The organism is Pseudoalteromonas shioyasakiensis (assembly GCF_001550135.1).
Classification (GTDB): Bacteria; Pseudomonadota; Gammaproteobacteria; order Enterobacterales; family Alteromonadaceae; genus Pseudoalteromonas; species Pseudoalteromonas shioyasakiensis.
In genome coordinates, this window is the sequence record NZ_LRUE01000013.1 from 80,056 (window position 1) to 102,626 (window position 22,571).

18 protein-coding genes are annotated in these 22,571 nt (G+C 41.8%); 12 read left to right on the plus strand and 6 right to left on the minus strand.

From position 1 onward, the window contains the following. Positions 1–180 precede the first annotated feature (180 nt). The 3 genes from pdsO to PASHI_RS05685 are packed head-to-tail and all read left to right on the plus strand — an operon-like array spanning position 181 to position 3,520. Positions 181–918 carry a sortase-associated OmpA-like protein PdsO gene (gene pdsO, locus PASHI_RS05675; RefSeq protein WP_062564868.1) on the plus strand — a complete coding sequence of 246 codons (738 nt, stop codon included), beginning with the start codon at positions 181–183 and terminating at the stop codon, positions 916–918. A 26-nt stretch (positions 919–944) separates the two neighbouring features. Continuing rightward, positions 945–2,945: a marine proteobacterial sortase target protein gene (locus PASHI_RS05680; RefSeq protein WP_062564869.1), complete on the plus strand. Its 2,001-nt coding sequence runs from the start codon at positions 945–947 to the stop codon at positions 2,943–2,945. Then, entirely contained in the window at positions 2,933–3,520 is a 588-nt protein-coding gene (locus PASHI_RS05685; protein WP_062564870.1) for a class GN sortase, read from the plus strand. Before PASHI_RS05680 ends, PASHI_RS05685 begins: the two co-directional genes overlap by 13 nt. Here the strand turns inward: PASHI_RS05685 and PASHI_RS05690 are convergent. Further along, positions 3,427–4,374: a DMT family transporter gene (locus PASHI_RS05690; protein ID WP_062564871.1), complete on the minus strand. Its 948-nt coding sequence runs from the start codon at positions 4,372–4,374 to the stop codon at positions 3,427–3,429. The genes PASHI_RS05685 and PASHI_RS05690 overlap by 94 nt on opposite strands. Before the next feature lie 122 nt (positions 4,375–4,496). Between PASHI_RS05690 and proB the strand changes: the two genes are divergently transcribed. The 4 genes from proB (at position 4,497) to gltX (ending at position 8,626) form a co-directional block, all read left to right on the plus strand. Next, on the plus strand, positions 4,497–5,600 hold the full coding sequence (gene proB, locus PASHI_RS05695; RefSeq protein ID WP_054560854.1) for a glutamate 5-kinase: 1,104 nt from the start codon (positions 4,497–4,499) through the stop codon (positions 5,598–5,600). A gap of 63 nt (positions 5,601–5,663) precedes the next feature. After that, entirely contained in the window at positions 5,664–6,635 is a 972-nt protein-coding gene (locus tag PASHI_RS05700) for a GGDEF domain-containing protein (protein ID WP_062564872.1), read from the plus strand. A 66-nt stretch (positions 6,636–6,701) separates the two neighbouring features. Then, a complete protein-coding gene (locus PASHI_RS05705; RefSeq protein ID WP_054560852.1) occupies positions 6,702–7,061 on the plus strand; it encodes a glutathione S-transferase N-terminal domain-containing protein in 360 nt (119 codons plus the stop codon). 80 nt (positions 7,062–7,141) lie between these two features. Beyond that, positions 7,142–8,626: a glutamate--tRNA ligase gene (gene gltX, locus PASHI_RS05710; protein WP_054551203.1), complete on the plus strand. Its 1,485-nt coding sequence runs from the start codon at positions 7,142–7,144 to the stop codon at positions 8,624–8,626. A gap of 124 nt (positions 8,627–8,750) precedes the next feature. On the opposite strand, the gene PASHI_RS22320 is transcribed toward gltX, so the two are convergent. Then, positions 8,751–8,879, minus strand: a complete 129-nt coding sequence (locus PASHI_RS22320) for a hypothetical protein (protein WP_269407463.1) — start codon at positions 8,877–8,879, stop codon at positions 8,751–8,753. A gap of 262 nt (positions 8,880–9,141) precedes the next feature. Here PASHI_RS22320 and PASHI_RS22325 point away from each other — a divergent pair, with 262 nt between their 5' ends. Together PASHI_RS22325 and PASHI_RS05720 are read left to right on the plus strand one after the other, a co-directional pair. Beyond that, positions 9,142–14,463: a S8 family serine peptidase gene (locus tag PASHI_RS22325; protein WP_062564873.1), complete on the plus strand. Its 5,322-nt coding sequence runs from the start codon at positions 9,142–9,144 to the stop codon at positions 14,461–14,463. Between the two features lie 331 nt (positions 14,464–14,794). Then, on the plus strand, positions 14,795–15,637 hold the full coding sequence (locus PASHI_RS05720; RefSeq protein WP_062564874.1) for a MipA/OmpV family protein: 843 nt from the start codon (positions 14,795–14,797) through the stop codon (positions 15,635–15,637). Here the strand turns inward: PASHI_RS05720 and PASHI_RS05725 are convergent. The 3 genes from PASHI_RS05725 to PASHI_RS05735 are packed head-to-tail and all read right to left on the minus strand — an operon-like array spanning position 15,621 to position 17,898. Continuing rightward, a complete protein-coding gene (locus PASHI_RS05725; RefSeq protein WP_062564875.1) occupies positions 15,621–16,811 on the minus strand; it encodes an ATP-binding protein in 1,191 nt (396 codons plus the stop codon). The two genes, PASHI_RS05720 and PASHI_RS05725, sit on opposite strands and share 17 nt — an antisense overlap. Further along, the gene (locus PASHI_RS05730; RefSeq protein WP_054560845.1) at positions 16,808–17,497 is read right to left on the minus strand and encodes a response regulator transcription factor; all 690 of its coding nucleotides are present in this window, start codon (positions 17,495–17,497) and stop codon (positions 16,808–16,810) included. Before PASHI_RS05730 ends, PASHI_RS05725 begins: the two co-directional genes overlap by 4 nt. Continuing rightward, positions 17,497–17,898: a DUF3019 domain-containing protein gene (locus tag PASHI_RS05735; RefSeq protein WP_062564876.1), complete on the minus strand. Its 402-nt coding sequence runs from the start codon at positions 17,896–17,898 to the stop codon at positions 17,497–17,499. Before PASHI_RS05735 ends, PASHI_RS05730 begins: the two co-directional genes overlap by 1 nt. Positions 17,899–18,436: 538 nt before the next feature. Between PASHI_RS05735 and PASHI_RS05740 the strand changes: the two genes are divergently transcribed. From PASHI_RS05740 to PASHI_RS05750, 3 genes are all read left to right on the plus strand, one after another. Then, the gene (locus PASHI_RS05740) at positions 18,437–19,138 is read left to right on the plus strand and encodes a DUF3581 domain-containing protein (RefSeq protein ID WP_062564877.1); all 702 of its coding nucleotides are present in this window, start codon (positions 18,437–18,439) and stop codon (positions 19,136–19,138) included. 95 nt (positions 19,139–19,233) lie between these two features. Beyond that, positions 19,234–20,469, plus strand: a complete 1,236-nt coding sequence (locus PASHI_RS05745) for a DEAD/DEAH box helicase (protein WP_062564878.1) — start codon at positions 19,234–19,236, stop codon at positions 20,467–20,469. A 48-nt stretch (positions 20,470–20,517) separates the two neighbouring features. Beyond that, the gene (locus PASHI_RS05750) at positions 20,518–21,486 is read left to right on the plus strand and encodes a sensor domain-containing diguanylate cyclase (RefSeq protein WP_062564879.1); all 969 of its coding nucleotides are present in this window, start codon (positions 20,518–20,520) and stop codon (positions 21,484–21,486) included. Here the strand turns inward: PASHI_RS05750 and PASHI_RS05755 are convergent. After that, the gene (locus PASHI_RS05755; RefSeq protein ID WP_062564880.1) at positions 21,483–22,439 is read right to left on the minus strand and encodes a methylenetetrahydrofolate reductase; all 957 of its coding nucleotides are present in this window, start codon (positions 22,437–22,439) and stop codon (positions 21,483–21,485) included. The genes PASHI_RS05750 and PASHI_RS05755 overlap by 4 nt on opposite strands. Positions 22,440–22,571 lie beyond the last annotated feature (132 nt).

Below are 22,571 nucleotides of genomic sequence, written 5' to 3' on the forward strand. Positions count from 1 at the left end.
CCTAATTTTTTGCCTTGCGTACTGGCAAAAACGCGATTGCCATTTTTCTGCCACAATTGCTCAGCAGTTTGCCTTTTTTGATCCCCTTTATTGCCATTTCGACTTGTTTTAATAGCTCCATACCAAGTTTGCAACACCAACCAATGTTGCCAAGCAATTAAGTAGAAAAAGGATTAAACCATGAAAAAATTAATTATTGCCGCTGTTATCACATCTGCTGTATCTGTAGCCCCTTTTGCAGATGCTGCGAGTCAAAGTAAACAAGAAACACCAAAAGAAACAGCCATTGGCTTAGGTGCTGGCGCAGTTGTTGGCGGCATAGTCGGCGGCCCAGTGGGAGCATTTATTGGCGCGTTTGCTGGTGGCTTAATTGGCGAAAAAGAAGCGGCAGACAACACCATTGATGAACAAGCTCACGCATTAGTTGTAATGAAGGAGCAAACCGCTGATTACCAACAAGTGATTGCCGATAACGCAGCACTAAGTGAGCAGCTTGAATTATTAGCTGACGAAAAAGAGCAGTTACTACAAGCCCAATTAAACACCTTACTGGCGATGACGGTACAGTTTAAAACCGGCTCTAGCGAAATTGCCCCACACTTTGCTAATCAACTCGACAAAGTCGCGCAGTTATTGATTGCCCAGCCAAATTTGGCTATCGACTTAAATGGCTTTGCAGATCAGCGTGGTGATGAATTGGCTAATTTAATGCTCTCAAAACAGCGTGTAAATGCAGTGCAAAGCTACTTAATTAAACTAGGTGTGCCTCATACGCGCTTAACCGCAACCGCCTTTGGTGAGCAGCAAAGTGTTGCCGATTCAAATAACTACGAAGACAACGTGTTTGACCGCCGCGTAACCTTAACGACACGCCCTGTGTCACAAAGCAGCTTACGTACAGCACAAAGTAATCACTAATTCATCGGTCGATGGAGTGACATATTATGTTGAGTAACCGTACCAAAAGGCTCCTTTTTGGGAGCCTTTTTATCCTCTTATTAGGTTATGCAGTTAACCCTGCATTTGCAGCCAATGCCAGTGTCGAACTGCGTTTTTATGATGATTCAAATAGCCAAGTGTCGTCGGGCTTATTAGTGAAAAACGATGTCACTATGACGCTCACTGGGCTTATTAATCATGTTGTTGTTAAACAACGTTATCAAAACCCGCACCCGTTTGCGGTTAATGCCCGTTATGTGTTTCCGTTACCTGATGAAAGTGCAGTTCATGCCATGCAAATGCAAATTGGTGAGCGCATTATCACCGGTAACATTGCCCTTAAACAGCAGGCTGAACAGCAATTTGAACAAGCTCAAAAGCTGGGTAAACGCGCCGCTTTAGTTCGTCAGCAACGTGCGAATATTTTCTCTACTGATGTGGCAAACCTTGGAGCAGGGGAAGAGATTGAAATTACCTTGCAATACCAAGAGATAATCGGTTTTCGAGATGGTGTGTTTTCACTGCGCTTTCCTACCACTATTACGCCGCGCTACGAACCTTTAACGGCAGAACTACAGCAAAAAGCGAATCTAGAAACAAAAGACACAGAACAACAGAACGACGCAACAGCTAACACAGCGCAAGTGGCATCAGCGTGGCTGAAACCTGTTTTTCATCGCGCACAAAGCCAAGAGTCTGATGCGAGCCTAAACCTTGCAATTGCGATGGATATTGGCCTTGAACTCAGTGATATCAGCGCTAATTTAGCGGGTATGCAAATCGATAATCCAGGTTTTGGTCGGTACCAGTTATCACTTAATCGTGATGTTCCAATGGATAGAGACTTTGAGCTGACATTTAAACCCCTTGATAAAGCCCACTCTCAGGCTGCATTTTTTACCGAAACAGTAGCAGGGCAAGAATATGGTTTACTGATGTTAGTACCGCCAAGCGATCACTTTACCTCGCAAGCTCGTCTTCCTCGCGAAATGGTGTTTGTTGTTGATACCTCCGGCTCAATGCATGGTCAATCTATGGAGCAGGCTAAACAAGCCTTGTTTTATGCCCTTTCGTTATTGGATGAAAATGATAGTTTTAACATCATCGGCTTTGATAACGAAGTGTCAGTGTTAAGTGACACGCCAATGATTGCCAATGACTTTAACATTCGCCGTGCAGAGCGCTTTATTTATGGCTTACAAGCTGATGGCGGCACCGAAATAGCAAAAGCACTGACTCAGGTACTTGATGGTAAACAGCATGATGGCTTTGTACGCCAAGTGGTGTTTTTAACCGATGGCAGTGTGGGTAACGAAACGCAGCTATTTAAACAAATTCAAACAGATTTAGGTGACAGCCGACTCTTTACCGTCGGTATTGGTAGCGCGCCTAATAGCTTTTTTATGACCAGAGCTGCTGATATTGGTCGTGGTACATTTACTTTTATAAGTAGCACCAGCCAAGTACAGCCAAAAATGCAACTACTTTTTGATAAGCTGGCGCATCCAGCTGTTACTGAGCTTGCTCTTGAAGGCGACAAAGCAGCCCTTGAGTATTGGCCATCGCCATTACCTGACTTGTATTTTTCAGAGCCGGTTTTGGTTGCCGTGAAGCTTGATGGCAGTCAGCACTTAACATTAAAGGGGCAGACAAACACAGGGCCAATGACGATTAATTTAGCAACTGCCAATGCTGCACACGGCGAAGGTATCGCTAGACTCTGGGCCAGACAAAAAATTAAGTCATTACTGCTTTATAACGAAAAACAGGCGGTACGCGCAGAAGTCGAAGCATTAGCACTTCAGCATCATTTACTTAGCCCTTTTACGGCCTTTATTGCAGTTGATAACTACGCGGGGAATGAGATTGCAGAGCGTTCAATGCAAGTACGAAATAAACTTCCTAATGGCATGACGCTACCGCAAACCGACGGACAAAGTCGAGTGTTTATGCTACTTGGGTTGTTGCTGCTTACATTCTCATGGTTATGGCAATGGCGACGCTAAAAAAAGCGCTGCCATTATGCAGCGCCTTACTTGGTATCGCACTATTTGTTAATGGTGGATATATGCAGGCGAAAGCGTGGCTGGCACAGGCATTGATTGAATCTGCTTGGCAGCAAGCTTTGCAAAGTCCTAATCAGCAAGTAAGGCCTTGGTTTTACGCCGATGGTTATGTCACTGCACACATAAATTGGCCAAGCCAGCAGCAAGAGTTGACTGTGCTTGCTGGTGCATCGGGGCGAAACCTCGCGTTTGCCCCCGGGCATTTTTTGCCAAGCGGTGAACTTGGCAGCTCAAAAGGGGTGTTAATAGCTGGCCATAACGACACCCACTTTGCATTTCTAAAACATGTCGCAGTGGGTGAGCAGTTCAGTATGCAGTTGCAAAGTGGCCAGATTGAGCACTATCAAGTTCGTAGCATTGATGTTATTCATCAAAGCGAACAGGGCTTTTTAGCACAATCAGGCCTTTATTTATTAACCTGTTACCCTTTTGACTCGTTAGCTTCCGGGACTGAGTTTAGGCTATTGGTGTCGGCTGATAAATTATCGTCGTCTACGTCAACTTTCAGCTCTTGATGACGTTGACTAACAATAACACCGGCGAATACCACTGCGATACTCACCCATTGCCAAAGTGTGAGTACTTCGCCAAGTAGAATGGCTGACAAAATTAACGCAAAAATTGGAATGAGGTTTGAGTAAGCAGCTGCGGTTAATACCGACACCTTACTGATGGCGTAGTTGTACATGCCATAGCCGCCTAGAGTGACACATGAGCCTAAATATAAAATGCTCAATAGGGCACTTAAATCGTGCTGATTTTCGCTGGGTAGTTCGATGAAAAATAAAAAAGGCGCAAAGAACAAACTACCACTAAACCCTTGAATTGCAATTAAAGTAAGTGGTGAATAGCGGGTCACTAAGTGCTTTACACTGACGGTATAAAAGGCGGCGCACACCATCGCCATCAATTCTAAAAAGTTACCGAGCAGTGGGTTAGGGGCTTGCTCTGTGCTTGGTGATAATAGCGTTAATAAAATACTGCCACCAATACACAAGGTAAAACCAACGACGATGGCTTTACTGATGTACTCTTTTAATATTAAGAACGCCAAAATAGCGACGATAATTGGTAAACAAGAAACAATTACCCCAGCTTGCGATGCCGAAGTGTATTCAAGGGCATGCCCTTCAAATAAATAATAAAAGCAAGGCTCAGCCAGCGACATACCAATTAAGTACTTCCAGTCACCTGGTTTAAACTCAAAACGGATTATATAGCGCCATAAACATAAGCTAATCAATAATGTGGTTAGCATTCTTAAAAAAATCACTAACACAGGGTCATAAACATTGATTGCATGCTTTAAAGCAATGTAAGAGCTACCCCATAAAAAGGTCGCGATAATTAAGCATAAACTGGCTGGCATAGGCGTCGCTATTGAGTAAAAAAACGAGAGCGCGATCCTAGCATGAATTTTTTTAACTTGTTCAAAAACTGTTAGCTGGTATATATAAATTCTCTATTTTAATTACAGAATATAAGAATCAAATGCAAAGGCCACACGTCGTTGTTGTAAAGCTGGGCACAAGCGTGCTGACAGGCGGTACCGACAAATTAGATAAAGCACACATGGTTGAACTTGTTCGCCAATGTTGTGAATTAAAAAAACAGGGTTATCAGGTTGTTTTAGTATCAAGCGGCGCGGTTGCTGCAGGTCGCGAGCAACTCATTACCCCCTGTGGTCGTTCTTTGATTGAAAAACAAATGCTTGCCGCAATCGGCCAAGGACAGCTTATTCATATTTGGCAGAGTCTGTTTGCTTTGTATGGTGTGAATGTTGGACAAATGCTACTGACCCGCGCCGATGTAGAAGACCGTGAACGTTACTTAAATGCCCGCGATACCTTAAATGCACTACTTGCGCACAATGTGGTGCCAATTATTAACGAGAACGACGCCGTGGCAACCGCCGAAATTAAAGTAGGTGATAACGATAACTTATCTGCTTTAGTCGCGATATTAGCGAATGCAGAAAAGCTGTTACTGTTAACTGACCAAGAAGGCCTATTTACAGGCGATCCTCGCTCTGATGCCAATGCGACACTTATCAACGAAGTTGAGCATATTAATGATGAGCTAAGAGAGCTCGCTGGTGGCAGTGGCACTACCCTAGGTACCGGTGGTATGGCAACCAAACTGCAAGCAGCCGATATTGCACGTCGCGCTGGTGTTGAGGTCATTATTGCCAAAGGGGCAGGTAAAAATGTGATTTTAAATTGCATGGCCGACAAGCTCCCTGGTACACGCTTTTTAAAACTCACCGCACCAAAAGATGGCCGCAAAAAATGGTTACTTGCAGGACCTAAAAGCACGGGGCAATTAGTGATTGATGATGGCGCAAGCCTTGCACTTAAAGAGCGTGGTGCAAGCTTACTGGCAAAAGGCGTAAAAACTGTGCGAGGGCAATTTGAACGCGGTGATGTGATTGAAGTGGTGACGTGCCAAGGGCAATGTATAGCCAAAGGCCTTGTTAATTTTAACCATCAAGAAATTGATCAAATTAAGGGCTGTCATTCGTCGCAAATTACCCAGTTGCTTGCATTTGCACCAAGCAGTGAAGTAATCCATCGAGATGATATGATTTTGTTATAGTTTTTTAGTAATTCTGATAAAGTTAACTAAACTAAAGTAATAAGCAGTTTTGGGGACTTTTAGATGGCGGCTAACGCTTGCGGACATGACTGGGTTGTAGAAATTACCCAACAAGAAGAAGAGCCTGAGCTCGATCAGGCGCTTATCAATGCCGTGAGTGAATTAGATGAATTCTCTCGTTTCGCTATTTATATCAATAAATTTTTCAAACCAGGCCTGCCTGCAAGGCTGCTAAATAAAGATTCAGTTATCGAAGAGCTCAGTGAACACGAAGTCAATGAGCTCATCGAAAAAGTCAGCCGCAATAAAATTCGCATCAGTCGCAACTACGGCTTTATTTCTACTTATGTGCCCATTTATTACATGGGGAATGTGGTTGGTGTACTGGTCATTGAGTCTGAAAAAGAGCTTTCAGAGCGCTGTAGCATGCTCGCCATCTACATGCTAAATATCTACGCGAATCAACTGTCGTTACTTTATAAGTCGCAACTTGACCCTTTAACTGAGCTTTTAAACAGGCAAACCTTCGATAAAAAAGTGATTGAAATTGCAGCCGATGCCGCTGTAGGCCATGAAAGCCATGACTCAAAGCAACGTCATTGGTATTTGGCGATGGTCGATATTGATCATTTTAAAAGCGTAAATGACAACTATGGCCACGTTATTGGCGATGAAGTGATCTTGTTAGTAGCACAGTTATTAAAAAATAATTTTCGAATAGAAGATTACGTTTTTCGCTACGGCGGCGAAGAGTTTGCTGTGTTATTTCAAGCAAGTGACGAGCTCGATGCACGTAATGCCCTTAATCGCTTTCGTGGCTGTGTGGCAGAATACCCTTTTCCTCAAGTCGGTAACTTAACTGTGAGTAGTGGTTTTATGCCAATTTACGAGTTTGAAATGGTTGCCAGCCTAGTCCAAAAAGCCGATCAGGCCTTGTACCATTCTAAAAACAGTGGTCGTAATTGCGTGACTGCCTATTCCGAGTTAGATATTCAACAAAGCCAACCTCAAGATGATTCAATAGAGCTGTTTTAAGGTGTTGCAGCGCGCTTAGCTGTGTTAAAATTGCCCACTATTTTTAGAGCCACATGAGAAGGTAAGATGAAGTTTGTTCGTTGGTTGTTAGGCCGCATCATTTTGTTTTTTGATTTTGTATTCACACCACGCAGTAAAAAGCGTCCGGCAGCAGAGCAAGCAGCGCTTGACTCAGTGACGTCACAATTTAAGCTTTATCAATTTAAAGCCTGTCCATTTTGCGTGAAGGTACGTCGTGCTATTAAACGCCAAGGTCTATCAGTTGAAACCCGTGACGCTAAAGGTAACGAGCAATTTCGCCAAGAGCTATTAGAGCAGGGCGGCAAAGTGAAAGTGCCTTGTTTACGTATTGAAGAAAACGGCCAAGTAACTTGGTTGTATGAATCAAACGATATCATTGCTTATTTAGATAAAGTCGCTGCATAAAGCGGCTTTTCACTTCGATTATAGCCCGTGCTGTGCTAGCATTTGGGCAAATTTTTAATTGTCTTTTGAGAGATATAACCATGACAATTCGCACCCGTGTTGCTCCGTCACCGACTGGTGACCCGCACCTAGGTACTGCATACATCGCATTATTTAACTACTGTTTTGCTAAGCAGCAAGGCGGTGAGTTTGTGTTACGTATTGAAGATACAGACCAAGTTCGTAGTACGCCAGAATCAGAGCAAGCTATTATGGATAGCTTACAATGGTTAGGCTTAAACTGGGATCACGGTCCAGATGTAGGCGGTGAGTTTGGTCCATACCGTCAATCTGAGCGTAGCGATTTATATAAGAAATTTGCGCATCAGTTAGTTGAACAGGGTAAAGCTTTTTACTGTTTTGCTACGAGCGAAGAACTAGACCAAATGCGTGAAGAGCAAATGGCCGAAGGCCTACGCCCTAAATACGATGGTCGTGGTTTAAATCTTTCTGAAGATGAAATTAAAGCAAATCTTGAAGCAGGTAAGCCTTACGTAATCCGTATGAAGATCCCAAGCGAAGGCACGTTCAAGTTTAACGATTATCTACGTGGCGAAATTGAGATCCCATGGGAAAATGTAGACATGCAAGTGCTACTTAAAGCTGACGGTTTCCCAACTTACTTCCTTGCCAACGTTGTTGATGACCATCACATGCAAATTAGCCACATTTTCCGTGGTGAAGAGTGGATCAATTCAGCGCCTAAGCTATTAAAGTTATACGAAGACTTCGGTTGGGAAGCGCCAGTACTAGGTCACTTACCGTTACTTCGTAACCCAGATAAGTCAAAATTATCGAAGCGTAAAAACCCAACTTCAATCAACTACTACAAAGAAATGGGTTACCTACCAGAGGCACTATTAAACTATTTAGGCCGTATGGGTTGGTCAATGCCTGATGAGCGTGAAAAGTTCACGTTAGCAGAGATGATTGAACACTTTGATATGAAACGTGTGTCGCTTGGTGGCCCTATTTTCGACATCGATAAGCTTAGCTGGTTAAACGGTATGTGGATCCGTGAAAACTTATCTGATGCTGAACTAATGCAACGTTTTGTTGATTGGAAGTTTAATACTGAGCTATTCGCTAAAGTATTACCAGAAGCAAAAACGCGTATTAATACGCTTTCTGATATGGTTGACCTTGCCGGTCACTTTGTCGGTGGTATTCCAAGCTATGATCCTGCGCTATTAACAGCAGGTAAAGCTGATGAAGATGTAATCCGTCAAGCATTACAGTTCTTCATCTGGCAATTAGAAGGTTTACGCAGTTGGGAAAAGCCAGCGATTTTTGCTATCGCAAAAGAAGTGGCGACTTTCCATGAATTGAAGATTAAAGACTTCCTTGAGCCAATTTTTGTGGCTATCACAGGTAAGACATCTTCAACTTCAGTACTGGATGCGATGGAAATTTTAGGTTCTGACTTATCACGTGCTCGTTTACGTGTTGCACTAGCACACCTTGGTGTGTCTAAAAAGCAAGCGAAAAAAATTGAGCGTGCATACCGCGATTATCCACAAGCATAATCGTGATAAAACTTCCAAAAACCGAGCTCTATGCTCGGTTTTTTGTTTTTAGCTGTAGCTGTTAAAAGTGCCTGCTTAGTAATAAATAAAGCGAAATAGTCCTCAGTAACTATATGTCTTACCTTTAGTCACTGGTAAAGTCTTTACAGCTTTCAATCCAGTAGCCATTGCCACCTCTATTTACTACTTCAAGTTTTAGTTGCTCAATAGCAATACTATTTATCTCAGTCGGGCTGTAGCCACCAGATTGCACTGAGCGTTCACCAAGACAACTAAATCCTTCAACATCAGCTAAGTATTAAGCGCCACTTTTCTTTTATATTCAGTAATATTGTAAGAAAAAACGAAATATTGATGCTTCTGTAGTAACTTTAATGTTAACAGTGTGTACAAAACGCTACACGAATGTACGACATTTTTAAAACCTCTTGTGGTTATATTGTAGTCGCAAGCAGTGAAATGGATTTTCACGTAGCTTGAATAATTACTCTAACTAACTATCCAGGGGATACTTTATGCAAGTGAAAACACTCTCGATTGCTGTTGCCGCAGCTCTCTATAGTGCCAGTGCTGCTCATGCAGTGGGTGTAGATAACAACCAAGTTAAACACCAATTAAAAGCACCGAATATCACATTTGAAGAAGTAAAAGCGTTTAGCAAAGAGTTTAACCAAGGTGACTCTAGCAACATGCTACAAAACGATGGTCTAAATGTTCAGCTAAATAGCAAAGCAAATAAATTTGCTGAAGAAGGCATTGATGGCGAGCATGTTTATATTATTCGTTTACGTGATAACTCAGTGGCACTTGAAGCCCGCGATTTAACCTCGCCATTATCACAATCACTTCAAGCACAAGGCGTTTCAAAAGTATTTGAAAAAGGTCAAGCAGCGGTCTCTGCCGTAACTGATTATCAAAATAAACTACTTTCAAAACAACGTACTGTAATGCAAAACGTGACAGCGGTGACTGGTCGTACTGAGATGCGTCGTCAATTCACTAAAGCATTAAATGGTTTCTCTGTAAAAATGACTGAGCAAGAAGCGATGCGCGTTGCAGAGCTTGGTGCAGTTGTTTCTGTGATGCGTTCGAAAAACTATGATCTTCTTTCTGATGAAGGTCCTAAGCATATCGGTGCGGATCAAATTTGGGATGGCTCAAGCGTTCCAAGTGGCATCAAAGGTAAAGGTGAAGGCCAAATCGTTGGTATTATCGATACCGGTATTAACTCAGATCACCCTTCATTTGCAGCTGTAGGTGGTGATGGTTACGAGCATGAAAACCCGTTTGGTCCAGGTGTTTATGTAGGTGACTGTGTTGAAGAGCCTGAAGAAATCCAATGTAACAATAAATTAATCGGTGTGCGTTCTTATGATGTGATCACGGATGCGTTTGATGCCATGATCCCAGGCTGGCCTGCAATTGGTGAAGATTACCAAGGTCACGGATCACATGTAGCTTCAACAGCAGCTGGTAACGTGGTTAAAGATGTACCGTTTATGCTTCCGAGCTTTGGTGAAAACACCGATGGTAATATCTTAAAAGAAGGTTTATTCCCTGAAATCTCAGGTGTTGCACCGCACGCAAATATCATTGCTTATCAAGTATGTTACCCATCAAGTGACGAATACGCAGGCTGTCCTGGCGAAGCACTCGTAGCGGGTATTGAAGATGCTATTTCTGATGGTGTTGATGTAATCAACTTCTCAATTGGTGGAGCCGATTCAAATGTGTGGGCCGATCCAGTACAACTTGCATTCTTAGCAGCGCGTGAAGCGGGCATTAACGTTGCCGCGGCAGCAGGTAACAGTGGTCAAGCATGTGGCGCGGCTGAGTGTTTTGGTTATTTAGATAATTCATCACCTTGGCTTGCACAAGTTGCAGCAACAACGCATGGTCGCACTGTGGCTGTTGAAACGGCCGTTGAATTTGCTGGCTTTGCAGATGAAACTCTGGGTTCAGAAGTACCTAGCTGGTCAGAAACAGGCCTTGTTGGTGGTTCAATTAATAGCGAAGAAATTACCGGTGTTGTTGTTTGGGCTAAAGATTACGAAGACGTCAATGGCTTTAAAGATTACAACGGTTACTGTACAGCAGATTACCCAGAAAATACCTTCAACTTCTACAAAGATGGTACTGAAATCGCGGGCGCGGCTGATGGTAGCACCAATGTTATTGTTATCTGTCAACGTCACGATCCAAATGATTCAGCAGCCAATGCGCGTACTGCAAAAGTTGATCACGTAAAAGCTGGTGGTGCAGATGGTTTCATCATGTTTAACCGCAACAGAGACCAAGGTACTGTAGCAGAAGGTTATTCATTACCAGGTGTTCACTTTACCTATGACCAATGGAATGGCGTTTATCCAGAAGATGGCTTAGAAGATTGGGTAGATAGCTACTCAGAACTTGGTCACATGATCACTATTAAGCCAACAGTGATTGAACGTCGTGTTGATGCTGAAGATGCTGATTGGTTAGCGACATTCTCATCACGAGGCCCGTCTTATTCTAATGTTGAAGTACTTGCTCCAACGCTTGCAGCTCCAGGTGTTGATATTTACGCGGCTTACTCTGATGAGCATCCGTTTGTGACTCCGCATGGTCAAGATTACGCTGCAATTAGCGGCACATCGATGGCATCACCGCATGTTGCAGGTTCTATGGCGTTACTACGTCAAATTCACCCTGAGTGGACCGCAGCTGAAATTCAATCTGCATTATCAATGACTGCTGAAAACGTGGTTAAATATCACCGTTTAAACAGCGAAAGTGATGTTGTAGCTGATGCGAAAATCTATCGCTCTGGCGCAGGTCGTATCAATGTTGCTCTTGCTGCTAAAGCGGGTTTTGTAATGGATGAAACAGCTGATAACTTCTTAGCTGCTGATCCATACAATGGTGGTACGCCACATAAACTTAACTTACCAAACCTTGTTAATTTCTCATGTGCACCTGAATGTCAGTGGGTTCGTACCATTAAAGCAACAGAAGATGGTACTTGGACTGTAAGCCACGAAGATGTTGAAAACTGGGCATTTGATGTAAACACACAAACAGCACAAAATGGTGTGAACATCGATATCTTCCCGAAAACTTTCACACTGAAAAAAGGTGAAACACAAACAATCATTGTTAAAGCATCAATCATGGATACTCAAGATTGGTTCAGTAACTCTGAAGTTGAGTTGCATACAAACCTTGTTTTCCAAGCTGAAGAAGCAGATATCCCTGATGCGCATTGGCCTGTGGCGTTTAAATATGATCGTGGTAACTTACCATCATCATTAGAGACGATAGCTCATTCAAATGAAGGGACTTATGTTGCTAAAGGTATTGTATTACCTAGCGTTGAAGCACCTGTAGCTCGTGCATATGAGCCAGTTAAAGCAGATATCACTACGGTAACTTTACCAAAAGACGATGACCGTACTTTCCCTTGGGCTATGAATCGCACTGATGATGTAGATGCGGCAGATATTTTAGATGAAGCAACATTTACTAAGTTTGTTACTGTGCCAGCTAATTCTAAACGTTTTATTGCTGAAACAGTCGGTGTTGAGTCAGAACTTGAAGGCACCTTGAACGTAGGTAACCCTATTTTATACGTAGGTAAAGACTACAACGGTGATGGTATTGTTCAGCCACAAGATGAAATTTTATGTGTATCTAACCATAAGATTTATAAAAACTTCTGTAATATAAACAACCCTGAAGAAGGTGAGTATTGGGTTGTAGCTTATAATACGAATCAATCGTCTGTTGATGCAGTTGAAGAAACCTTTGAGCTTGCTACAGCGGTTGTGTCAGACCAAGTTGCATCAGGTATGACTGCAAGTCTGCCAGGAAGTGATGGTCAAAATACTGTTGAAATGACAGTCGACTGGGACATGGACCTTGATGCCGATAGCGTGTACTACTCATTATTAGATGTAGGTACATCGGCTGTGAACCATGGCAACCTAGGTTCTATTCCATTTAAGCTTAACCGTGGCAATGATGTTGCACACCTTGATGCGCCATACACAGGTGCAAAAGTGGGTGATATGGTGCCATACACATTTGAAGTGTTAGCGAATAATTCAGGTGTAGACCGTGAGTTCTCACTAGAGCTTGATATCCCTGCAGGTTTGGATATCAAAGCAGAAAATGTCATGGTTTCAACAGCATCAGAAATCAACGTTGAAATTGCTGACGGTAAAGTGATTGTAACAGGCACACAAGCGGATACTCGTGATGTTGAACCTGATTATATCGTGACAGATAACATCACTGATGAAATGTGTCGTACGCCTGATTTTGGTAACTCTAACCCAGGTGGTTATGTCGATTTATCAGAGTTTGGTATCACGCCAATTCTATCTGGTTTCGATGAGAACAACCTTTATAACTCTCGCAGTGGTTATTCATTACCAATCGCAAGCTTCTATAATGGCGCATATGACACATTTAGCCTTTATAACAATGCTGAAAATACTAATATCCAAAACTCGATTATTCAAATTCGTGGTATGGGTACAGTAAATACTAATGGTAGCCGTTACTTCTACCCAGTACATAACCCGTTCCCTTATAACTCATTCCCATATGAGAACATGGGTCCATTATGGCGTGGCTGGGAGTTCACTGATAATGGCTTATTACGCTCTGTAATGTCAGTTGGCTTATCGTCTAACGAAGGTATTTCACTAGCAAGTACAACAACTGGCTGGGGTATTATTGAGTGGGATAACGCATCAGACTACGATGATCCAGTGTATGACCGCACAACAGGTAAATACACTTACACTAAACGTGATAACTCATTTGACTTCCAAGTGTTATTTAATGCAAATACACGCTTCGGTAAAGGTGAGCATGAAATTTACTATGCATACGATAACCTAGACTATGGGTCTACACGTCCTGCCGGTAGTATTGGTCTGCAAGGTTTCCGTGGTGCACAGTATCAATATGGTCCACTTGAAAACTACCGTGGTATTCAAATCGCTTATAACAATCTAGATGAAGTTATCAGCGATGGTTACGTGGTGTGTATGGACTATGTAGGTCCAGAGTCATCACAATTTGAAGTGACTGCTTGGGCTGAAGTTACGCCGTCTGCAGCAGGTCAAACACTTGAAGTTGCAGCTAAAGCAGCAATCTCTGGTCTGAATGACATGACTTCAACAGCAACACTGGCCATTCCTGGCAACATCACAGTGGTAGCGCTTGATGACATGGTAACAACAGAAGAAACACCGATTAGCTTCGAAGTTCATCACATTGATGAAAAGAACTCGAAGAATGAAATCTCGGTAATTTCTGACGACGTAACCTATGAAGTTGATGGCGATACAGTAACGATTACACCAAATGATAACTTCTCTGGTGAGACCGAAGTAACTGTAATGGTATCTGATATTGAATACCCATCAGATGCTGCAAGTACAACCTTTATGTTAACGGTTGAAGCAGTTAACGATGCACCAGTCGTTGCCGTTGAGGCGAGTGCTCAACAAGTGACTGAGGGCAGCGTTATCACCCTAGATGCATCAGCATCACATGATTTAGATAACGATGAGTTAACTTTCTCATGGGAAGGCCCAGGTACAATCGCAAGTCCAACATCAGCAATCACTGAAGTATCAGGTTTAACGGCTGGTGAGCATCAGTTTACTGTAACGGTAAGTGATGGTGTTGAACCGATGGAACTAGGTGTAGCTGTGACGGTAACGGCACAAGAGACAACCGTTGTTCCTGAAGAAAAAGCGAAATCATCAAGTGGTTCACTTGCATGGTTAACAGTTCTATTAGCTGGTTTTGCAGGTGTTCGTCGCCGCGTAAAACGAGGCTAAGTACTCCCTAAGTATGTTATGTGACAAAGGGCCTTCGGGCCCTTTTTTTGGCCTAGAAAATCGTGTTGTATATTTTAATAACCAAAAAGAATAACTAACAACTGAAAACCTATGTAGCAAAATGTACAGGCTATTTTATATTTTTTTCAGTGTGTTAGTTTGAAGATAGGGCGTAAATTAACAGTCTACGCCGCTTTGTTGGTCAAAAAAATTATACAATAAAGCGCGCAAGCGATATGATCGTCCCGGATTAAGTAAAGACTAAAGACTCTTTGGTAGTATTAAGTTGTCATAGTAATTGTTATTTATGACATAAAGGTGAATTGCGTTAATGAAGAAATTGTTTGGCTTAGTATGTTGTTTAACTGCATCCACTGCGTTTGCGCAGGCTGATGTTAAACAACCTCAATTAATTAAAAAGTCGACAATACATGCCAGTATCACTGTGGGTTACGGGGGCATTGAAAACCCGGTACTTGATGCAGACGATGTCACTTCGCCAATTCTGCCAAGCTTTGCTTATTACGGTGATAACTGGTATTTCGATGATTTCTCTGTTGGCTACAGCCTCTATGAAACAGAGAACTTCTACGTTGATTTACTTGGGCGCTTTAATGATGATGGTTTTTTCTTTGAGCTGGATGGGGTAGATAAACTCTATGCCACCGGTGTTGTTCGTTCGAGCTCTGGGCGACCTACATTACCTACCGCATCACCGATTAACCTAACGCCTATAGAGCGTGACCTTTCTTACATGGCGGGGCTGTCATCGGCAGTAAACGTGTATGATAATATCTGGTTAAGTGCTGCGTATGTCCATGATGTAACCAATGTTCATAATGGTTATGAAATCTTGCTAAACGGCTATCAAGTATTTGAACTGTTTTCTGGTACTGCTGGCATTGAGGCGGGTATTAATTATAAAAATGAAGAGCTGATCGATTATTACTACACGGTTAATCCATCAGAAAGCAAAACGCGTTTACTAAGCTACAATTTAGAAAGTGCCACGAACTTCTACTTAAAAGTAAGTTACGAATATCCTATTAGCGACAGTTTCAGCCTTGACTTCAAACTTAAGCACACATGGCTTGATAGTAACTTAGCTAACTCACATATGATCAATAAAAACGGTTATTTCTCAGGTTTTACGGGAATTACTTACCACTTTTAGGCCAACTAATGGTGATCTCTGCACCGCCTGTTTGCGAACTGTTAGCCAAGCTAATTTTACCGCCATGCCAACTGGCAATACGATACACAATATAAAGTCCTAATCCATAACCACTCGCTAGTTTATCTCCTTCACCTTGTTTAAAAGGCTCAATTAACGCATCCGCATTAATTGGTAAGCCAGGTCCATCGTCTGTAATGCTTATACTGTAATAGCCCGCTTGTTCTGTGCTACTTATATGGATAGAGTGTTTTGCGTATTTTGTGGCGTTGATCAGTAAGTTTTGTACCGCGATTGCCATAAAGCTTGCTTCGCAATAGGCTGTGTCTACTTCAAGCGCAGGAATGAATTTGAGTTCTTTGTATAAATCAAATTTAGCAATTTCTGTGTTGATCAGTTTAGCTAAGTTAACTTTCTCCTGATTAAACACACTTTGTTGGTGCTCTAAGCGAGCGAACGATAAGTACTGCTCTAGACGTAATTCAATCTCATCGATATCGCGTTCTATTTGGCTACTTTCTTGAGATTCCAAATCGGCAATCGACAAAGCAAATCGCATACGGGTAAGGGGAGTGCGAATTTCATGAGAAATAATACGCGATAAGTCATTATGTAGCTGAACAAACTTATTGATGCGCTCAGACATATGAGTGAAGGTGCTGGCTAATGGCGCAATAGATGAATTTGGTTTTATATCAAGCTCTATGCGTTGCGGTTTTTTACTAAAGCGATGAGCTGCGCGTTGTAATAAGCTCAAATCGCGAAATACTGGGCGAATGAATAATAAGATCATCGAACCAAGTAAAAAGTAAAAGGCAAAAAAAGCAAGCCAGTCAGTTTTGGCTTGCGAAATCAAAGAAATGGGGCCAACTTTTTGGATGCTGCCGTTATTGCCTTTGAGGTATATATACTGCTGATTGTTTTCGGTGACGCTGATAATGCCATCTTTATCGAATTTAGCTTGTAATGAATCAGGTAAAACAAGCTCGTTTTGGTTAAAGGAGCTGATCCTCGTTTCTTTTTGCTCAGCTATTTGAGCAAGTTCAGCAACACTTATTTGCACACTCGGTATGTGCTCAGAAAAAAACTGATTATAAAGCTGGCCAAAAGCTAAAACTAAGGCAATTAAGCTTACCGTGATAATTAAGTACAGCTTAAAAAATTGTTGCTTCATATTTTTGAAATATCCAAGCTGTATCCTTTACCTCGTACAGACTTGATATCTAGCGTTTCTTTTTGCTCGCTAATGGTTTCTTTAAGCTTTTTACGTAAACGGCTAATTTTTAAATCAATCGCTCGGTCAAGTCCGTCATACTCACGGCCAATAACATGCTTGAATAATACCTCACGAGAAACCGGTTCAGGGGTGTTTTTCGCAAGGTAGGCAATGATCTCAAATTCACTTTCATTGAGATTCAATGCTGTGTTATGAAAATAGATATCGCGTTTTTTACTATCGATACGCAAAATATCAATTTGGTGCGAAAAGTTATCTTGGCCAACAGTGTGGGCGATAATCGTTTTAACTTTGGCGAGTAACAGTTCAGGCTTAATGGGTTTTACAAGGTAGTCGTAAGCACCTAGGTTTAAGCCCTTAATTTGTGATTGCACAGAATCCAGTGCCGTTAGAAAAATAACAGGGCAACTGTACTTTTCTTTCAATTGAGAAATTAGCTCAAAGCCATTGCCATCCGGTAGCATCACATCACAGATGATCAGTGAAGGCATGAAGGTGATTTCACTGCTACGGTACGCCTCGGCAGTATTAAATACATCTATGGTATAGCCATGCTTTAACAAAAACGTTTGTATTAAGCTTGCTAATTTCACATCATCTTCAATTAAAAAAATATGCTGCATTATAAACTCCAGCCAAAGCGCCGTTTTATTCGGTAATCTTTAGCTTCATAGCTTGCTATTGACAGTAGTTGTTGCTTAACAACTTGATTGCTCAATGGATCAATTAATTTCACTGTAAGCGGATGCTCAGTCTTAACCGTTAATTTCTCGATAATTAAACCACCTTGTTTGTAACACTGCGTATACTGAGGACGCTGAGTTATTTCTAAACAAAGTTCTTTAAAGGGAGCAACACGAAAATGAATCTGTATATTAAACTCACAGGCTTTTTGTTTTGCATCTGTCACACACACGGTGGGTGAGACTTTAAAAAAAGGTTGCTCGGGACTGTCATCGCTTAAACAAAGCGACGAAAAGCAAAGACAAAAAAACAGTAATAGCCAACTAAATCGGTTTATCATTTAACCAAGTCTCTGTTTTTTAGAAGTCTTTTCTTCAAAGTAACAATAACCATCGAAAGCTGATGTAACCTGCCCAACTCACTTTGAGTACTCATTTTTTTGCCGTTTATTATAATTATTATTTATGCAGCCTATGAGTGGCGATTACACGATAAAAAAGCGTGTCTATCATACCTCATTTATCGTTATAGCTACAAATAGGTGCTATGCAAAGCCAGTAATTTCAACCTATTGGCGTATTTTCTTTATATTCTAAAGTTAGCTTGTTGTTTTAAAAGGGAAACTGAATTTATATTTAGTTTTAGCTAATAGTTTTTCACTAAATTTAGTTGGGCCTTAGTCTTTACTATTCTGCGTTATTTGTTAATTGTTTCGTACAAATTGATACAATTTAAATTTAGCCTATCAAAACCACTATTTTAGCTCATGCATTTAAACATATGCTGAGCGCGTGATTAATAATTAACAGATTCGACCTCTATTTTCATTTTATCTGGTAGTATAGTCAGGTTATAAGTAGTTTAAGCAGTGAACAATTATGTTAAGTCCTTATTATCAGCAACATGCTGATTACGTTTCTATCTCACGTGAGCAAGGCTGTCGTTTTGCCAAGTTAGTGGCTGATGATTTCAATCCTTTACATGATAAAGATGCCAAAAAGTTTTGTGTGCCGGGCGATTTACTTTTTTCGCTGGTTTTAAACCGCTATGGCATCAGTGAAAAAATGGAATTCACGTTTGCAGGCATGGTTGATGAAAATTCAAAGCTGACTTTCCCTGAAGGGGCTGATGAGTTTGCGATCACCGATGGCGAAAAAGTCATGCTAAAAGTGAAACGAGAAGGGGCTATTAGCCAATGTCCTGAGTTAACAAATAGCTTAATCAAAAACTATGTTGAGTTCTCTGGCACGACTTTCCCGCACGTGATTATTCCATTGATGGGGAAGCAGGATGTGATGATCAACCCAGCCCGCCCAATGGTGATTTACGAATCAATGCTGATTAACCTTGATCGCCTTGATATCAGCGCACCTGAATTACAATTTGCTGAGCCTGATTTTGAGTTTACTGGCAAACGCGGCAAAATCACGCTTCGCTTCAACCTGTTAGAAAATGGCGAAAAAGTAGGGTCGGGTGAAAAACACATGCTTGTGTCTGGCATTCGTGATTATTGCCAAGCAACAGTTGATGACCTAATTAGTTTTTATAATCAACGTAAAGAATCACTTAAACCAGCGTAATCTTTACAATTGCTACAAAGGGCGCTCATTGCGCCTTTTTTGTTGCTGATGTTCCGCGTACAATAGCGCTTTTATAGCCAAATGTACTTCAGACTATGTCAGTAGCGACCTTTTCAGAATTAAATCTTGACCCTGCATTGCTAACAGCCTTGCAAGAAGAGAATTATCACACCCCCACAGCAATTCAAGCGCAAACAATCCCACTTATTTTAGCGGGTGCAGATGTAATGGGCAGTGCACAGACGGGAACGGGCAAAACCGCCGCGTTTGTTTTACCACTACTGCATAATTTGTTATCTGCTGAAGTACTCCCTGATGCCGTTAAAGTCCTAATTTTAACGCCGACCCGTGAGCTCGCTCAGCAAGTATTTGCAAGTGTAGAGCGTTATGCAGCGCATACTGAAATAAAAGCAGCACTGGCTTATGGCGGTGCTAGTATTGGCCCACAAATTAAAGCCATAAAAGGGGCGCAGATTGTAGTGGCAACACCAGGGCGTTTACTTGATCATGTGATCAAAGGCAGTATTAAACTTTCCAGCATTAACGCCTTGGTATTCGATGAAGCTGATCGCATGCTTGATATGGGCTTTATTGACGAAATTAAACGCATCTTGCGCCATGTGCCAAAAGAGCGCCAAACTTTACTTTTTTCAGCCACATTTGACGACAGCATCTTTAAACTCAGTAAGCAGTTATTAAATGATCCTAAATTAGTTGAAGTGAATAAACGCAACTCAGCAGCGGTTGAAGTTGAGCAGCTAGTATATGCGGTTGATGAAGACCGTAAACGCGAGCTGGTATCACACATGATTGGCATGAAAAATTGGCAGCAAGTACTGATATTCACTCGTACTAAACAAACCGCCGATGTGCTTGCTAAAGAAATGTGTAAAGACGGCTTAAAAACCGAATCTATTCATGGCGATAAAAGCCAAGGTGCGCGTGATAAAGCACTGCAAAATTTTAAATCAGGTGCGACAAGAGTACTGGTTGCGACAGATGTTGCTGCCCGAGGTCTTGATATTGCCTCACTCAAGTATGTGATTAACTATGAGTTGCCTTATGTGGCTGAGGACTACGTACACCGTATTGGTCGAACAGGGCGTGCTGGCGAGAAAGGGATGGCGATGTCGCTGGTTAGCATCGATGAGCAGTGGCTATTGGACGAAATAGATATCTTACTCGACACAAGGCTCACGCCGCAGTGGTTACCAGGGTATGAGCCTGATTTAACCAAAGAGCCAAAGCAAGTTCGTAAAAATACGAATAAGGCACGCCGCTCTCGTGATAAAAAACGTATTTTAGGGCAAAAAAGTAGGAGACGTTCCTAAATCTGGCATATATTTATACTATCCTCCGGCTAAAGTTGAGAGTTTAGTATGTTAGAAGAGAATAAATGGACGTTCCGCCGCGCTGATAAACAGTTCTCCTTAGAAAAGTGGCAGAAAACAATTGATCTCATGACCGAGTTGTTTTCTGCTCCCGCAGGCTTCATCGTTCATAAAACAGATGATGTCTATCGTATTATCGTCTCCAGTGAGCAACAAGAAAATCCCTATGATGCCGGGGCTGAATTAAGCGCCGACGATAATATCTTCTGCAAAAAAGTACTGCGTGACATGGCACCGCTTTATGTTGATCACGCCAGTCAAGATAGTCAATGGGATGACAGCCCACTGGTAAAAGATGGTTTTGAGTCTTATCTTGGGGTGCCAATTAGCTGGCCAAGTGGTGATCCGTTTGGCACCTTTTGTGTTATGGATTTTAAACAAACCCATTATCAACAGAGCTTTTTAGAACTAATCGAGCAGCTTCGCGATATGGTTGAAGATGACCTTGCACTGTTAGACAACTTTACGCAGATGCGTGAAATTGCCATGCTCGATTCACTCACTAATATTTATAACCGCCGTGCAATAGATCTGCTTTGCCAACATAAATTAAATATATCGAAACGTCTTGGTTTTGATATTAGTTGTTTATTTATCGATATAAATAGCTTTAAACCACTCAATGATACGTATGGCCATGAAGTGGGCGATCTCGCACTGATTTGTTTAGCTGACACGATGAAAGAATGCCTACGTGAAACCGATATTATCGGCCGCTTAGGGGGTGATGAGTTTATTGCGTTATTGCAAGTTCAGCCCGGTGATTGCGTAGACAGCATCGCTGATAAGCTAAACACCACTTTCCAAGTGAATTTAGAGAAGAGGGGCATTCCTGTCACGAGCTTAAGTATTGGTTCAGGGGTAATAGCTCAGCCAAAAGAAAACTTTGCTGAGCTATTAAAACGAGCAGATGAAGACATGTATGAGAAAAAGCAAGCCTCTAAGGCTGCACGTTAAGCTATTTGCTTCTCAGCTAGGTTTAATTCCATGGTTGCTTTAAGTAAACGATAAAGGTTAATTGACGCATCAATTTCTTCTTTACGATTGGTTAAGCTCTCAATATTTAAACCTAGCGGTACATCTAAATGTGCGCAGCTTTGTAAAATTAAGTCGAGATTCTCACGGCAAATACGCACTGATTCACTCAATGTATTTGCCGAATCTAACATACGGTACTTAGTTGCTTCTGGTACTGAGATACCTAACCATTCCATAAACTCTAAGGTTTTTTCACCACCACAAGGGGTAAACGTTAGAATAATGCGTTTTGGTGTTGTGCCTTGTGCTTTACAACTACGCGCATAGCTAGTGATCAAATCAATCGTTGCTTGAGCATTGTAAACCGCTTGCGAGATGAAAAACTTACAACCTTGTGCTGTTTTTTCAACTAAACGCTCATGTTCATTGCGTTTGCTGGCATGACGCTCTGCAATAGTAACGCCACCTAAAAATACATCATTGTTCTGTTTTGCCAGCGTTTTATATGCATCAGGTAGGCTTAATTTGATATCGCCATGAGATGATGGACTACCCACTAACACTAAGTTTTTTAGTTCAAAGTCGTTACGTGTTTCGTTTAACCACTCGGTAAACTCTGCTTCTCCACGCTGGGCAACACTTTTATAAGTGATCACATCAAGTTGCGACAAGCTACGTAGTAACTGACTGTATTCACGGGGATCTACCGTTTCTTTAAACGGAAAAGGACGCGGCTTTGCAATACGGCTACTTTCATCTTGAATGTCGTAGATGATTACACCATCGTATTCAATTTCGTGTAAACGACCAAGTAGCTTCTGAGCAATGGTCTCAAGCTGTGCTTTATCAGTACCTGACTTTGGTGGTGTGGTACCAATTAGGTAGACGCCTTGATTGGTGTCTTCAATTTTCTCTTGTAATGATAAAGCCATAATCCTCATTCCAGCTCGTGCTAATGTCTATGACAAATAATATAGCAGCCATTTAGACGTCTAGATAGATTTTTTTCTTGAAAGTTTTTCAATGACTATGAATTTTACTCAAGTTTAAAGCTGAGCGTTTCG

Excerpts from the sequence above, each read along its gene's own strand:
- pdsO (WP_062564868.1), top strand. The coding sequence starts at position 181 with ATGAAAAAATTAATTATTGCCGCTGTTATCACATCTGCTGTATCTGTA.
- PASHI_RS05680 (WP_062564869.1), top strand. The coding sequence starts at position 945 with ATGTTGAGTAACCGTACCAAAAGGCTCCTTTTTGGGAGCCTTTTTATC.
- PASHI_RS05685 (WP_062564870.1), top strand. The coding sequence starts at position 2,933 with ATGGCGACGCTAAAAAAAGCGCTGCCATTATGCAGCGCCTTACTTGGT.
- PASHI_RS05690 (WP_062564871.1), bottom strand. The coding sequence starts at position 4,374 with ATGCCAGCCAGTTTATGCTTAATTATCGCGACCTTTTTATGGGGTAGC.
- proB (WP_054560854.1), top strand. The coding sequence starts at position 4,497 with ATGCAAAGGCCACACGTCGTTGTTGTAAAGCTGGGCACAAGCGTGCTG.
- PASHI_RS05700 (WP_062564872.1), top strand. The coding sequence starts at position 5,664 with ATGGCGGCTAACGCTTGCGGACATGACTGGGTTGTAGAAATTACCCAA.
- PASHI_RS05705 (WP_054560852.1), top strand. The coding sequence starts at position 6,702 with ATGAAGTTTGTTCGTTGGTTGTTAGGCCGCATCATTTTGTTTTTTGAT.
- gltX (WP_054551203.1), top strand. The coding sequence starts at position 7,142 with ATGACAATTCGCACCCGTGTTGCTCCGTCACCGACTGGTGACCCGCAC.
- PASHI_RS22325 (WP_062564873.1), top strand. The coding sequence starts at position 9,142 with ATGCAAGTGAAAACACTCTCGATTGCTGTTGCCGCAGCTCTCTATAGT.
- PASHI_RS05720 (WP_062564874.1), top strand. The coding sequence starts at position 14,795 with ATGAAGAAATTGTTTGGCTTAGTATGTTGTTTAACTGCATCCACTGCG.
- PASHI_RS05725 (WP_062564875.1), bottom strand. The coding sequence starts at position 16,811 with ATGAAGCAACAATTTTTTAAGCTGTACTTAATTATCACGGTAAGCTTA.
- PASHI_RS05730 (WP_054560845.1), bottom strand. The coding sequence starts at position 17,497 with ATGCAGCATATTTTTTTAATTGAAGATGATGTGAAATTAGCAAGCTTA.
- PASHI_RS05735 (WP_062564876.1), bottom strand. The coding sequence starts at position 17,898 with ATGATAAACCGATTTAGTTGGCTATTACTGTTTTTTTGTCTTTGCTTT.
- PASHI_RS05740 (WP_062564877.1), top strand. The coding sequence starts at position 18,437 with ATGTTAAGTCCTTATTATCAGCAACATGCTGATTACGTTTCTATCTCA.
- PASHI_RS05745 (WP_062564878.1), top strand. The coding sequence starts at position 19,234 with ATGTCAGTAGCGACCTTTTCAGAATTAAATCTTGACCCTGCATTGCTA.
- PASHI_RS05750 (WP_062564879.1), top strand. The coding sequence starts at position 20,518 with ATGTTAGAAGAGAATAAATGGACGTTCCGCCGCGCTGATAAACAGTTC.
- PASHI_RS05755 (WP_062564880.1), bottom strand. The coding sequence starts at position 22,439 with ATGGCTTTATCATTACAAGAGAAAATTGAAGACACCAATCAAGGCGTC.